This is a genomic window from [Anoxybacillus] calidus, assembly GCF_013760845.1.
GTDB classification, from domain to species: Bacteria; Bacillota; Bacilli; order Bacillales; family Anoxybacillaceae; genus Paranoxybacillus; species Paranoxybacillus calidus.
The window spans coordinates 41721-56120 of record NZ_JACDUU010000010.1 but is presented as its reverse complement, the minus strand read 5'-3'; the positions used below and the strand labels follow the sequence as shown (position 1 = coordinate 56120).

Here is a 14400-nt window from a genome sequence, read left to right as displayed (position 1 = left end):
AACCGCTTACATCCATTCATAAAATAAAATGGTTTATATTCGTGATTTGACAGACTCCCGTTTTATTAACGTAGGAGAGAATCGTAAAATTTGATGACGATCCTCGTTTCTTTGATCAATTTTCATAAACAATCGTTCTGCCGCTTTTCTCCCCATTTCGAACGTGGGCTGAGCGATCGTCGTTAAAGACGGGGTGTAAATATTCGCAAAAGACACATCATCAATGCTAATAAGAGCTAAATCATCCGGAATTTTTATGTTGTTTTCTTTCACAAAATTCAAGATTTCCATGAGTGTCAAGTCATTAATCGCAAATAGCGCTTGTGGTGGACACTCGGATGAAAATAATTTTTCTAACCCTTCCTTCATGTACGGGATCTCCATTCCGACTATATACTCCTCAACGACTGGGAGACCTTTTTCTACTAATGCATGTTTAAACCCTTCAATCCGCTCAAGCCTCGGTATGACATGTGATACAATGGGCGGTGTCACCATTCCAATTCGTTCGTAACCATGTTCCACCAAATGGTCGACGGCTAATTTTGAAGCTTTATGATTGTCAAGAAGGATGGCATCCACTGGAGTGTTGGGAACCATTCGGTCGACAAACACAAGTGGAAACTTTTCTTCGACCATCCTTTCATACAGCTTAAGGTTTCTTCCTGTTGGAAAGACGATTAAACCGTCCACTTGCTTTGCTCTTAACATTTCTATATATTTTTTTTCCTTATCCGGATCGTCATCTGTATTACATACGATCACGTGGAAATCACGTTCTTGACATACATCCTCAATCGCCCGAAGCACCTGTGTTGTCAACATGTGCAAAACATTGAAGACAATGACACCAATGGTAGCAGTCGATTTTTGCTTTAAACTTCGTGCGATAATGTTCGGTTGGTAACCTAATTCTTCAATCGCCTTCGCAATGCGTTTTTTCGTTTCTTCACTCATGTAGTCATACCGTTTGTTTAAATATTGGGAAACGGTACTTTTCGAAACATTGGCCAATTTCGCGACATCAGCCATTGTCACCCTTTTCAAAGGATATCCCTTCTTCCTATTACTAAATCGATTTAGTAAACACGTCAAAAAAGTAAACGTTAACCCTTCGATTGCTATTTTCATAAACCGGTTTAGTTGAATTATACAACGGTTGTAAGCGCTTTTACAACTATTTTTTACATTATCTCATCCACCATCCTAAGTGAAGATGTCCTCTTACAATACCATCAACTTGCATAGTGGATCGTTCAAACCAAATTGCGAACTCGTTTTAGTCAAATGTTTTTCTTTGTTTTCTCTGATATGTTCCAGCCACCAAATTTCTCACACCGAACCATCGTTCATCTCCCACTTTTACTGCGTTTATAAATGGGAAGGATTTTTTCTATAAAAAATAGACTCTGTTAAATTTTATTGTTGTTTTTTAGTTCCATTGTGTTGCCAATGAATCCAAGAAAACCTGTAACAGCAAATATGATAGGGACAAATAATGAACCAGATGATGAAGCTTCGGTTATGAAACGATACACTCCGAAAAGACTAACAATAAGGGAACTGATTAGTCCAATAATCGGTTTTGTCTTTTTATTGATTTTAAACACCTCCCAAACAATTTTACAAATATATGGTAAAATTTCTTCTACTATCCTACCAGTAAGTTACAATAAAAAACTAACAACATTCTTTCACAGAGCCAAAAAATAAAATGCAAATCCTGCACTTTATACAATCAATGATGCCAACGCAATTGGTCATATTTCTACTCCTTTTAGAGACTACTTCATTTAATCCCTCTACTTGAGTAAATGATTGAACATAAATTTACAGATAAACATAATACGAAAAAGAGATCAATCGATTTCTTGGTTAAAATAGAATGTACCACCAAACTATTATAGAAAATAAAAGACGAAAGAAAACGTAATGTTAATATTATTGTGTTGAAATCCAAGTATCTTCCAAAACAAAATCGCTACATTTTTGTTCAAATGTAGCGATTTTGTTTTGAAACCACTTTCTAAAACTGCTCTTATGTTAACAGATGTCACGTTTTCGCTATTCTATCCATCGGCATAATTGGATGGACATTTGATTATATTAAACCAACATTTTATATGGTTTTTCTAAATAATCCTTAATGGTCGAAAGAAACTTACTAGCAGGTGCACCATCAATGACACGGTGGTCAAAGGTTAAACTAAGCGGTAAAAGGCTTCGACGCTGCACGATCTCTCCAACAAAAACAGGAGTATCCGTAACGGTTCCAACACCAAGAATTCCTACTTCCGGCGGATTTAGTACCGGGGTAAAAAATTCAACTCCATAAGCACCAAGACTCGTAATCGTGAAAGTGGACCCTTTCATTTCTTCGCTTTCTAGTTTTCCTTCTTTTGCACGCAAGCTTAAATCCTTTATCTTTCTGGAAATTTCCCTAATGGACAGTTTCTCTGCATGAGAAATAACAGGAACCATAAGACCGTTTTCTAACGCTACGGCAATTCCGAGATGAATTGAATCATATATATGAATATGTTCGTCTTGATAGATGCTGTTCATCTGCTTGTGATTGAGTAATGCTAAGATTGTCGCTTGAGCAATAAAATCTGTGATCGTCAGTTTAACGTCCTGTTCATCTATAAGATTGGCTCTGGCCTTTTTCTGTATTTCGAGCAGTTCGGTGACATCTGCCCGCATATGAATGGAGAGCTGGGCAGATTGCTGAAGGCTCGTGAACATTCTTGTCGCAATCACTTTCCTCATCCCAGTGATAGCTTTTACCGTAACCCCCGTTTGATTCATTGGTTTTTGTTCCATCGTGGCGATTTCTGGTTTCCTTTTTAACTGAAAACCGGAGTCTGAACGTTTCGCTTGAATCGCTTTTTGAATATCTGCTCTTGTAATTCTTCCATTTGGTCCCGACCCTGAAATACTATTGAGATCAATCCCCGCTTCAAGTGCTAGTTTCCTAGCAGCAGGGGAAACTCGTGGCTTTTGTCTTTTCATGTCTATTTCTATTGGTTTCATTGTCTCGACGGAAGTAGCTGTTTCTTGATTCGCTTGTTTTATCGTTGTCGTTGATTGACTACGTTCAACATTTTCATTCGTTTGGCCGATATAGCCAATCGCTTTTCCAACCGGAACCGTTTCATCTTGTTCGGCGAGGATTTCTAATAACACTCCATCCTCTGGTGCTTCGATTTCATTCTCAATTTTTTCGGAACTAATAATAACCACGGATTCTCCTTTTTTGACAGGATCCCCCTTTTTCTTTAACCATTCAACAACCGTACCTTCTTCCATACTCATTCCCAGCTTTGGCATAATAATTTCAGCAGGCATTCTGCTTCACTCCCCTTTCACCGATAAAAAGAGTGCGTGTTGCTATGTTCCTTCATGATGTTTGTTTGGCAACACGCCATCCTAAGATTGAATATTAAACGGCTACGAATGATTCATCCCCAATCATTTCTGCAACAGCATGAAGTACTTTTTCAGGGGTTGGCAAGTAGAGATCTTCTAAAACAGGCGTGAACGGAACCGGGCAGTGTGGAGCAGTAATCATTTTTATTGGAGCATCTAAATAATCAAATCCCTTGTCCGCCACAAGAGCAGAAATATCGGTTGCTACACTGCATCTTGGATTGGCCTCATCAATCACGATCAGACGGCCTGTCTTTGCAACAGAAGATAATATAGTATCTTCATCAAGCGGCGACAGACTTCTTGGGTCGATCACTTCTGTTTCGAGTCCTTTTTCCACAAGCATGTCGGCTGCCTTCAGGGCGGTGTGGACTTGTTTTCCTATTGCCACAATCGTAAGGTCGCTTCCTTTTCTTTTTATGTCTGCTTTGCCAATCGGAATGGTATAAAACCCTTCTTCTACTTCTCCCTTCATGTTATAGAGTGTTTTGTCCTCGAAAAAGATCACTGGATCATCATCGAAAATGGAGGAAAGTAGAAGACCTTTCGCATCTGCTGGTGTAGAAGGAACAACGACTTTCAAACCAGGTATATGTGTAAAAAGCGCATAAAGACTTTGCGAATGTTGAGCAGCTGCCCGGAATCCAGCACCATGCATCGTCCGAATGGTTAACGGCACCTTAGCCTTTCCTCCGAACATATAGCGAAGTTTTGCTGCTTGATTCATGACTTCATCAAGACAGCTGCCAATAAAATCATTGAACATCAATTCCGCAATCGGCCGTAGCCCGGTTGCTGCTGCCGTAACAGAAGCCCCGATATATCCCGCTTCTGCAATCGGTGTATCTAAAACACGATCTCTGCCAAATTCTTGGACAAGTCCTTTCGTGACCCCCATGACACCTCCCCATGCCTCGTCATCCTGTAAATGGTCAACAGCTGCACCACCAGCCACGTCCTCACCTAAGAGAATGACATTTTCATCCTTACGCATAGCTAGCTTCATTGCTTCGTTAATAGCCTGTGAAAAAGAAATTTTTCTTGTCATATTGATACACCTCCAGCCTTATTCATAGGAAACATATACATCTTTTAAGAGATCTTCTGCCTGAGGAAACGGGCTTTGTTCTGCAAATTCAACAGCATTCTTAACAGCTTCTATTACTTTACCTTCAATCTCTTCTAATTCCTTTTCTGTTACTAATTGTTTGGAAAGGACATAGTTTCGGAACTTGGAAATTGCATCCAATTCTTTTGCATGTTTTTCTTTTTCTTCAGCTGTTTTGTATTTTTGAGCGTCACCCTCAAAATGACCGTAATTTCGGTATGTCTTACATTCAATCAAAGTCGGACCTTCTCCATTTCGTGCCCGAATAATCGCACGCCCAGCCGCTTCATATACGGCGACAACATCTTTTCCATCCACGATTTCTCCCGGGATGTTGTAAGCCGCTGCTCTGTCAGCGATATTTTTGCAGCTCGATGCATATTCAAAAGGGGTCGCTTCACCATAACCATTATTTTCGGCTACGAAAATGACAGGAAGTTTCCAAATCGCCGCTAAGTTGATTCCCTCATGAAAAGTGCCGTGATTGTTGGCTCCATCACCGAAGAAACAAACAGCAACCGCTCCCGTTTTTTTCAATTTGGCTGTTAAGGCGGCACCCACTGCAAGAGGAAATCCACCTCCGACAATCCCATTTGCACCAAGCATACCTTTTTCAACATCAGCAATATGCATGGAGCCCCCTTTTCCTTTACATAGACCGGTTGCTTTTCCATATATTTCAGCCATCATTCCATTCAAATCACAGCCCTTCGCAATGCAATGACCATGTCCGCGATGGGTGCTGGTAATATAGTCTTTTTCATCGAGGTGAGCACAAATTCCGACGGCTACCGCTTCTTCACCGGCATACAAATGAACAAATCCAGGCAAAACGCCTTTGCTGAAAATTTCATGGACTTTGTCTTCAAACTGACGGATTTCACACATTTTCTCATACATCCACTTTGCTTTCTCACGGGTGATACTTTTCGTTTCCGATTTCATCACTGTCATGATTTTGTACCTCCTATCATTTTGGTGTTCATGTAGGAAAAAATCCTTTCATTTCAAAAGTAATGCAAGAACCATGCCAAAAAATAAAACGCTTACAAAAAGCGTTTTTTTTTGATTATATTTCCTTGAATTCTTCTATGAAACGAGACATTGTCTCATTCCGTCTCAATATGTCTCATGATAAACCATATTTTTTCAGTTTCCGATAAAACGTACTTCGCGGAATATTTAATATGGCAGCGGCAGCTGTTACGTTCCCTGCTGTTTTTTCAAGCATCTCCATGATGCAATTTTTCTCCATTTGTTCACGAAAGGACAGCTGCTGGGAACTTTCGTTGCTTTCATTTCTTTCTCGTTTATCCCAATGTGTAAACATGGATTGAATAATGGAAACATCCGGAAGGTTCTCCTCATATTGGACACGGATCCGTTCCAATACATTAAACAATTCCCGGATATTCCCTGGCCAATCATGCTTCATAAGAACTTCCATTACATCTTGAGTAAATGAGATTGGCCAATCATTTTTTTCACAGTAATATTGAATGAAGGATGGAAGATCCTCTTTCCTTTGTCTTAAGGGGGGAACTTGTATCGGATAGACATAAATTCGGTAAAACAAATCTTCACGAAACTTTCCCAATCTTACAAGTTCATATAGATTTCGGTGTGTAGCGGTAATAATTCGGATATCCAACGGGATTGGTTTTGTTCCGCCAATCGGAACGATTTGTTTTTCCTGCAGCACTCTCAGCAAAGCAACCTGCATCTCATAAGGAATTTCACCGATTTCGTCAAGGAAAAGAGTACCTCCATTCGCCTGTTCAAACTTTCCTTTATGGCCTGTGCGTTTTGCACCGGTAAACGCTCCCTCTACATATCCAAATAGTTCACTTCCGATTAAATCTTTTGGAATGGCGCCACAATTAATGGCGATAAAAGGACCATTTTTTCTTGGACTGTTGAAATGAATTGAACGGGCAACTACTTCCTTACCAGTGCCGGTTTCTCCTGTTATATGAACAGTTACATCTGTTTTCGCCGCTCTTTCACAACATTTAATGACATTTTCAAATATCTTACTTGTTCCTTTTACACCATCAAACTGAAAGATCATTGAAGCATGTTGCCTCTTTTTTTCTTTCTTTTTTTGGATGTGGATGCGATAGCCAATGACATCGTGATGAATGTTCGAGTATAGTGGGAATTTCGTTTGAATGAGCCAATCTTGATTGTAAAGATCCTCTAAGTACATATCTTTCCAGTTGAAGAGAGAATGACGTAAACAATGGTTAATCCAAACAATTTTTTCTTTTTCATCACATAAAACGATAGGCAGATCGGGGTTATCTATATTTGAAGCCTGTTTAAATAATTCCAATTCATCTTCTTTTGACTGAATGTGAAATCGTTGTTCAATGGCATAAGCTGTCGAAACAACAGCCCCAAGGACATATTCATCTAAATGATCATCAATAGGGTAAGAAACATTAATAATACCTACAAATTCTCGGTGTTCATTATAGATAGGAGCAGCGGAACATCCCCATAGATGGGAAGCGACAGAATAATGTTCCATTCCGACGATCGTAATGGGTTCTTTGATTCGTAAAGCTGTGCCGATGGCATTCGTTCCGACTTCATCTTCTGTCCATTTGACCCCTTCCACAAAATTTATGGATTCAGCCCTCTTTAGTGTTTGTTGATTCCCTTTTGCACATAAAACATAACCATTACGGTCTACAAGCAAGAATATAGATTTTGATTTCTCATAAACCTTTTGTAATTTTTCTAGAAAAGGAATGGCCATATACAGCAATTTTTGATTCCGTTTTTTGCGTGTCATGAGTGAATCTTGACTTAAGATCACTTTACCTTTTCCATCGTATGGATTGACCCCAGATTGGCGACATAGGTACCATGACTCTGCAATCCGTTTGTTGATTCGAATAGTATCGAGTGCCCCTTCCCGAACGAACCGATCCCAAATCTCTTGATTTAATGGGTTAATAACTTTCATTCCTCCACCCCCATAAGAAGATTGTTTTTTCTCATAGTTGGATCATCGCAAAATGGTATTCTTTATTTAAATATATACTTTTCAAAAAAGAGGAATCCTCTTTAAACAAATGTATTTTCAACATTGAAAGGACAATAAATAACAGCAACTGATTTAGTTACGGTCGTTTATAGACTCCTGTTTTCTTTTTTCATTTTCTCTTTTTCGGGAAATAAAATGGTCGCCAACGCTATAAATGCAAGTGTTGTCGAAAACGTTTAATGATATGACGAATATTGTTCTCTATCGCACTCGCAAAAGCAACGAATGGATTGCTTTTCTTGAATGTATGATTAAAGGATATTCTCTATGGAAATCTAACGAAATCGTAGGAGGGTACTTGGGTACGCTTTTTTACTGACGGCACAAGTTGCTCAATGCGTTAAAACAAATAGACTTCAATCAATTTGAAGGTATCGTTGAAGTGAATGAAATCTATTTCCTGTACTCGGAAAAAGGCAAACATGGTGGTAAATCAAAGCATCGAGGTATTAGTAGAGAACAAGTCTATGTTCTTGTTGCTCGTGACCGATGATTATCATTGTTTCACTAAAGGGAGTAATGTTCAATAAGGTGATTGTAATAATATCTTATATTGTTGTTGAGAGGAAACCATTCTTCGTGTTTCTATATTCGACAACGAACTTAAGAAAGAAAAATATGAACATAAAAGGAACGATCTGCTTATCTACGAATGAATATGATAAACGTTTTTGGCGGGAATTTTATTTTTATTTGATAAAAAATGAAGCTTTTTCCTTCTTCCACCGTCGTCTTTCGCTTCATATACAGTCGCCTCATTAGGATATTAGAAAAACAGGATAGCAGCAAAAGCTAACTAAAAAGGAGGATATCATATCCTCCTGTAAAGTCCTGAAATGACCTGTTTGCTTTTCATAACGATGTTTCATTATATTTAGAAAATATTCTCATTCTTTACTTCGCCGGCTCATAAAATTCAATCCACTCTCCGTCTGGACCAAGGAAAAATAAATATTTTGCACCGTTTGGTAGCGTCGTAATGTCTTCCCAAACGAGAGGTACACCAAGCGATTGTAACCGTTCTTTTTCTTGTTCGATGGCTTCCACGGTAAACGCAACATGGTGAACTTTTCCTTCTGTCGGTAAATTAGGATGATACCCTTCAATCAGTTCAACGATAATCGAACCATTTAGACCAAGAAACGCCAGTTTCATGCTTCCGTTCGTATGAATCATTTCACTGATCAAATCAAGTCCGACGACGTTTTGGTAAAAATGTTTCGATGTTTCAATGTCTTTTACTTGAATACCAACATGTTCAAATTTTTTGACTGCCATGTTCTCTCTCCCCTTCTTACACCTTATTTGTCCGCTAATACCGTTTGTAAATAATGCGTTGTATTTTTGATTGGAAGGCCTTTTGCCTTTATTTCTTCCCAAATGCGGCGGTCAAGCGCGTACGGTCCTTTTGCTTTTAACACTTCCACTTCCGCAAACGTCAGCAGCAATTGGAACGTTTGTCCAAACGCTTGCCCATAAAATAAGAAAAAATTTGTATGGTAGTCCATATGAAAAGTCGCCGTTGACTCAAATTCTAAAAGTTGACGTCTCACACAATTGGCAACATGTGAAGCAAATGAGTCTACTTTCATATGACATGCCATGTATCCACGGATTATGCCATTTGCGTTCATATTTCCTTTCCCCCGTTCTTTATAAGGTTTGTGGGATGATGCCGAACGGTTCATTGAAAAATAAAAAAACTCTTTTCGCCATGAATGATGCGAAAAGAGCGTATAGCCGTTCTTATCATCCAAAGCGAAACGCTTTGCGGGTAGGAGCACCTTACGCTAAGTCGCAGGTTGCTGTGAAGTCATCGAGCCCGATCTCTCGTTCACTCTTGATAAGACTTATTCAGTTATCCTAATATTACCACTTCTTTTGTAACATGACAATTCTTTTTTGTTATTTTCCTTATCATCACCTAACAGCTATTTTTTTATCGAGTTATCGACTTAATCATTTAATACCAAATTTTTCAAGAAAAAAATTAACCATTAAAACTACAACCGTTTCTTTAAATGGTTGATTTTTGTTTCGTGCTTTCCTGTCTTGGAACTTAAAACGAATCATAACCGTTCTGCTGCGGGACTTATAAATTGAAATTTTTAGCGTTGCTTTCTTTCTATGTTTCAAATACATCACTTCCGCTAGCGCCTTTCATTTTTAGAATACATATTGATTATTTAGAACATAGTTTCGTTTTAACAGCTAATTCCCAATGGTTTCTGCAAAAATGAGCTATTCATCTGATAGTCCCTGCTTTCCTAACAAAAAAATCCTCCTTGCAAAAAGGAGGTATAAGCAAGTTAAACTTTTATTTAGTGCTTTTCATAAATCGAATTATGCCACAGTAGAAATGATTAGATGTGCTTAAAAATTACCTTCTTTTTTAGGACCATATTGATTACCTACTTTAAATATGAATGGAGTCCCTATTATTGTAGGAAGAAACCAAAATAACAAAATGGGTAATTCATTTAATACAGGTATTCTAGGAATATTAACTACTAAGGTTGTAGTTACTATACCTATATAAGAGCCTAGTATTCCTCCTATATGAGCACCTAGCCAATTTTTCCATTTTTTTTTGACTGCTAAGTAACCGAATAAAACAAGTCCATAAGAAAACAAAGCGATGTAGAATAAATATTGGCTCTTTTGCCAATGTATTATCGACATTACCAAAGCCGTTATAAATACAAGAACATAAGACCAATGATATATCTCGCCAGATACTGTATGTTTTCCTTTCTTCTTTTTAGAAGCCATTGCAAATATCCCACTTATTAAACATATTGTACCTGTAAGTATATGGGTTATTAAAAATACATGAAACAATAACATCACCTCAACACTAAAAAACAAATATATTTAATTTATTTTTAGTGTAAACGAAATTTCCTTTAAAGCAACAATATTTACACGAGAAAAAAGGAACCAGAGCGGTTTAGACTCTGATTCCTTCTAACTAAACAAAATGTAAATGCTAACTGAATCTCTTTTTACTTCCTTCCTCTTAATGCTTCAACTTGTTTAATGATCGCATCGACAAGAGGATGGTCTTTTTCTAATTGTGCATATTGAGATAGGGCTCCCTCGATGCCAGTTTTCTTGATCGTCTCTTGCAGTTCGATTGCTTCAGGGTCCTCTTGATAATCAAACAATAAGAGCGCAGCAATTCCTTTTGTCAAACCGGTCGGTACCTCTTTGAATAGTTCGTAATATTGCTTGGCAGGTTTCATTAGACGGTCATTTGCACCTAGTTTGCGAATCGGTGAACGAGCGACTCTGACGATTTCGTCCGAAATAGATGGATTTGTAAATCTATGGATAATTTTTTCTATATATTTCTTATGGTCAGTTTCATTAAATCCGTACTTTTTCACGAGTACAGCGCCAGATTCATTGAGTGCTTGTTGAACATCTGAATAAATGTCCTGATCATCCATAGCTTCTTTGATCGTATGAAGCTTTTTGTTATATCCTAAGTAAGCAGCCATCGCATGCCCAGTATTGACGGTAAAAAGCTTTCTTTCAATATAAGGCATTAAATCATCAACAAGCTGCATGCCTTTTACGTTTGGAATGTCTCCAACGACATTTTTTTGTTCGACCACCCATTCAAAAAACGGCTCGACTGTAACATTCAGCGGATCACTATTTTTTTGGTTCGGAACGATACGGTCGACGGCACAATTCAGAAAACCATAATTTCTTTCGAATAAACTTTTTTCTTCTTCCGAAATTTTTTCGAACACTTTTTCCTTCAGGAAGGTCGTTCCGCCGATCATATTTTCACATGCGATAATATTTAGAGGCTTTGGATTGACGGATAATCTTTTGCGAAGCCCCTCCGCTAGGATCGATGAGATGATTGGCAAAATATTCGGTCCCACCGCTGTTGTCACCAAATCCGCTTCTGTTAAATAGTGAATGACTTTGTCACTTTCTGTTTGGCTATTTACAGCAGATACGTTACGAATGATTTCCTCTTTACCAGATTCATCTGCGATGAAAACCCGGTATTCTTTTCTCTCATTTAATAGGCGGACGACTTCCTCATTGACATCGACAAATACGACCTCATAACCCGATTGGGAAAGCAAGCTTCCAATAAATCCCCTACCAATATTTCCTGCACCAAAATGAACGGCCAACATGTTAATTCACCTCGTTTAAAAGGCGGATGATATCTTCTTCGCTTGCTGCTTCGATGAGTTTTTGAATATTTTCTTCCTCAGAACAAACTATCGCAATCTTTGAAAGAATTTCTAAATGTTCATTGTCTTTTCCGGCAATTCCAATAAGGATTTTTGCGATATTTCCATCGCCGAAATCAACCCCGTCCGGTATTTGGACAACAGAAATGCCCGCATTCTTCACGAGGCTTCTTGCATCCTCCGTACCATGAGGAATCGCAATAAAGTTCCCCATATACGTAGATGTCAGTTCTTCCCGTTCGAACATTTTATCAACATAAGAAGGTTCAACATAACCTTGTTCGACTAAAATGTTCCCCACTAAACGAATCGCTTCTGTTTTATCTGCAACAGATGCACGCAAAACAATATTTTCTTTCTTCAATACTGCCATTGACATGCTGATTCACTCCTTATGATGTTGAATTTGTTCGTAAAAATATTTCTCTAGCTGATGGCTTAACAATGAATAAATCTTTTCATCGTTTCCTGATGAGAATACAGCGATACTTTCGTCATCTTTAATGATTAAAGAACTAATGTGGCTTAAAACGGATAGCATCTCTTGGGGAGCAGACTCCGGTGCTAACATCAGCAAGATTGTGTTCACCTTCATTTGCTCTTGATGCATGCCGGTTACCATTTGCCATTTCGTTAACCTATAGATGGTAAAGGAAGGAGCAGTAATCGCCGGACTCCGCGTATGGTACAAAGCAAAGGGAGTGTCCGGTATGCCTAATCCTCCTATTTTTTCCCTGTTTAACAATTGAGAAAGAACGTGTTCCTGATCGCGAATAACCCCTTTTTGATACAGCCGCTGACACGCTTCAGACAACGCTTCCTTGATAGAATCTGCCTCTAATTCTTGTAAATTAAACCCCTTCAAGATATGGACCATTGTTTCGCTCATTTTTTGAACGGAACTGAGCTTCTCTACCACTCTCTCAGCACCATCCATCCCTTGATGGTCTGGTTCTTTTCGAGCTTTCACTTTTTGATTTTCAAGAAATTTTTTAATCGTTATAATTTCGCTTTCTTGAAGGATCGGACTCACGACAAAATAATGTCCCGTAAAGTTATGTAGCGGCACTGTCGAAACAATGAGATCATATTGATTCGCATCCACATCTCTCAATTCTAAGACAGATGTATGTTGAATGCGTACAATATCTGAAATTTCTTTTTTCAATCTCGTTGCTAATATTTTTGCCGTACCTAAACCGCTTGAACAGACCACTAAAGCGTGAATCCCTTTCCTTTCTTTTAAAAGAGCAGAAGCGAAGTGTAGAACTAAATAGCCGATTTCTTCTTTTGGAACAGTCAAATCAGGAAAAACTTTTTTGACTCCTCTTTCTAAAGTAGAAAAAAGGTCAGGATAATCTTGAACTATTTTTGATAAAAGGGGATTGGCAATCCCCATGTTATGTTCAATTCGGTAAATCGCCGGCTTTAAATGAACGACTAAATCCTGAAATAATGGATCATTGTTCGTTAAATCTACGTTCAGTTCATCGCTGACAAAGCGAATCAGCTCTTGTGCTTTGATTCCCACTTCAAAACTTGCTTCCTCTAACATATAGCCGTGGCGATCCCGAAGTTTCGCTCCCATTAAATGCATCGTAATATAGCCAATTTCTTCATCCGGTATCGTGATACGAAATGCATGTTCTAGCGATCTGGCAATTTTTTCGGCCGTTTCGTATTCCTTCGTTCCGCGGATCGTTTGTAAATATTGCGGATCGAAATTAATCGATTCTCCCTGAATAATCCGTTCAACCGCCAAGGCAAGATGAACAACTAAGGCAACATACGAACTATCCGCAATCGTAAAAGGAAGCTCGTCTTGGATTTCGTCAATTTGCTTTTCTATGGTTACTAAGGTTTTCTGATCAACGAGTCCGAGGAGTTTCTCCGTAACGATGTTAAGCGTTTCCGCCGATCTTTTTTGAATGGATTCTTTCATGAACGAAAGAAATTCATATTCACCGAAGTGATGGAATAATAACTCGCTCATCATCCGCCGTTTCGCCGATTCAGATCCGGTAATTTCGACTCCGTATCCTCTTTTTCGAATAAGAGACAGACCGTATTTTTCAATAGTTTCGCTGATCTTATCTAAATCATGGCTAATGGTTGCTATGGTGACGTTTAAATCATTAGCAAGAGATAAAAGCTTGACAGGCTCGGTCGCCTCCAATAATGTAATCAGGATAATGGTTTGGCGCTCTTCCGGTGTGTATTCGGTATGGGACAAATGAAAAAGATGCATTTGCAGCTCTTTTTTGTTGTGTTCATCTCCATCTACTTGGATCCCAAATCCTGATTTTTTGATAAGCTGCAAATGATAATCTTTTAAAATACGTTCGACACCTTTTAAATCTCGATGAACCGTGCGGTTACTTACATTGAGCTGCTCGGCAAGCTCCCTTGTCGGAAGCCCTTGATCATGAGACAACAAAATATCAAGTATTTTTCTTTCTCTTGCAGATATATACATCCTTCTTCACCCGTCTCATTTGAGCAACCATTTCGTCATGATTAAATAATACTTTACATAGAAAATTTTAGAGTGTTGGATCCTTTATGGCAACAAATAGAAAATTCAT

At 38.5% G+C, this 14400-nt stretch carries 11 protein-coding genes, 1 pseudogene and 1 riboswitch; of the genes and pseudogenes, 1 reads left to right on the top strand and 11 read right to left on the bottom strand.

Features of this window, described 5'->3' with window-relative positions:
* Positions 1–33: 33 nt before the first annotated feature.
* From HNQ85_RS15885 to HNQ85_RS15865, 5 genes are all read right to left on the bottom strand, one after another.
* Entirely contained in the window at positions 34–1047 is a 1014-nt protein-coding gene (locus HNQ85_RS15885; RefSeq protein WP_181538704.1) for a LacI family DNA-binding transcriptional regulator, read from the bottom strand.
* Positions 1048–2106: 1059 nt separating this feature from the next.
* On the bottom strand, positions 2107–3348 hold the full coding sequence (locus HNQ85_RS15880; protein WP_181538703.1) for a dihydrolipoamide acetyltransferase family protein: 1242 nt from the start codon (positions 3346–3348) through the stop codon (positions 2107–2109).
* Positions 3349–3442: 94 nt separating this feature from the next.
* Positions 3443–4477: an alpha-ketoacid dehydrogenase subunit beta gene (locus tag HNQ85_RS15875; protein ID WP_181538702.1), complete on the bottom strand. Its 1035-nt coding sequence runs from the start codon at positions 4475–4477 to the stop codon at positions 3443–3445.
* 18 nt (positions 4478–4495) lie between these two features.
* The gene (locus HNQ85_RS15870; protein ID WP_181538701.1) at positions 4496–5491 is read right to left on the bottom strand and encodes a thiamine pyrophosphate-dependent dehydrogenase E1 component subunit alpha; all 996 of its coding nucleotides are present in this window, start codon (positions 5489–5491) and stop codon (positions 4496–4498) included.
* Between the two features lie 175 nt (positions 5492–5666).
* Positions 5667–7511, bottom strand: coding sequence for a sigma-54-dependent Fis family transcriptional regulator (locus HNQ85_RS15865; RefSeq protein WP_181538700.1), 1845 nt, complete (start codon positions 7509–7511; stop codon positions 5667–5669).
* A 221-nt stretch (positions 7512–7732) separates the two neighbouring features.
* Between HNQ85_RS15865 and HNQ85_RS15860 the strand changes: the two are divergent.
* Positions 7733–8082, top strand: a pseudogene (locus HNQ85_RS15860) (IS1595 family transposase); the annotation flags it as partial.
* Positions 8083–8486: 404 nt separating this feature from the next.
* Here the strand turns inward: HNQ85_RS15860 and HNQ85_RS15855 are convergent.
* The 6 genes from HNQ85_RS15855 to HNQ85_RS15830 all read right to left on the bottom strand — a co-directional run bounded on the left by HNQ85_RS15855 (position 8487) and on the right by HNQ85_RS15830 (position 14291).
* Positions 8487–8870: a VOC family protein gene (locus HNQ85_RS15855; protein WP_181538699.1), complete on the bottom strand. Its 384-nt coding sequence runs from the start codon at positions 8868–8870 to the stop codon at positions 8487–8489.
* Between the two features lie 23 nt (positions 8871–8893).
* The gene (locus HNQ85_RS15850) at positions 8894–9226 is read right to left on the bottom strand and encodes a hypothetical protein (protein ID WP_181538698.1); all 333 of its coding nucleotides are present in this window, start codon (positions 9224–9226) and stop codon (positions 8894–8896) included.
* A gap of 109 nt (positions 9227–9335) precedes the next feature.
* Positions 9336–9442, bottom strand: a riboswitch (SAM riboswitch).
* 523 nt (positions 9443–9965) lie between these two features.
* Complete coding sequence (locus HNQ85_RS15845) at positions 9966–10439, bottom strand: DUF2306 domain-containing protein (RefSeq protein ID WP_181538697.1); 474 nt, start codon at positions 10437–10439, stop codon at positions 9966–9968.
* Positions 10440–10597: 158 nt separating this feature from the next.
* Positions 10598–11755 carry a mannitol-1-phosphate 5-dehydrogenase gene (locus HNQ85_RS15840; protein ID WP_181538696.1) on the bottom strand — a complete coding sequence of 386 codons (1158 nt, stop codon included), beginning with the start codon at positions 11753–11755 and terminating at the stop codon, positions 10598–10600.
* 1 nt (position 11756) lies between these two features.
* Positions 11757–12194 carry a PTS sugar transporter subunit IIA gene (locus HNQ85_RS15835; RefSeq protein ID WP_181538695.1) on the bottom strand — a complete coding sequence of 146 codons (438 nt, stop codon included), beginning with the start codon at positions 12192–12194 and terminating at the stop codon, positions 11757–11759.
* Positions 12195–12200: 6 nt separating this feature from the next.
* Entirely contained in the window at positions 12201–14291 is a 2091-nt protein-coding gene (locus HNQ85_RS15830) for a BglG family transcription antiterminator (protein ID WP_181538694.1), read from the bottom strand.
* Between the last annotated feature and the right edge of the window lie 109 nt (positions 14292–14400).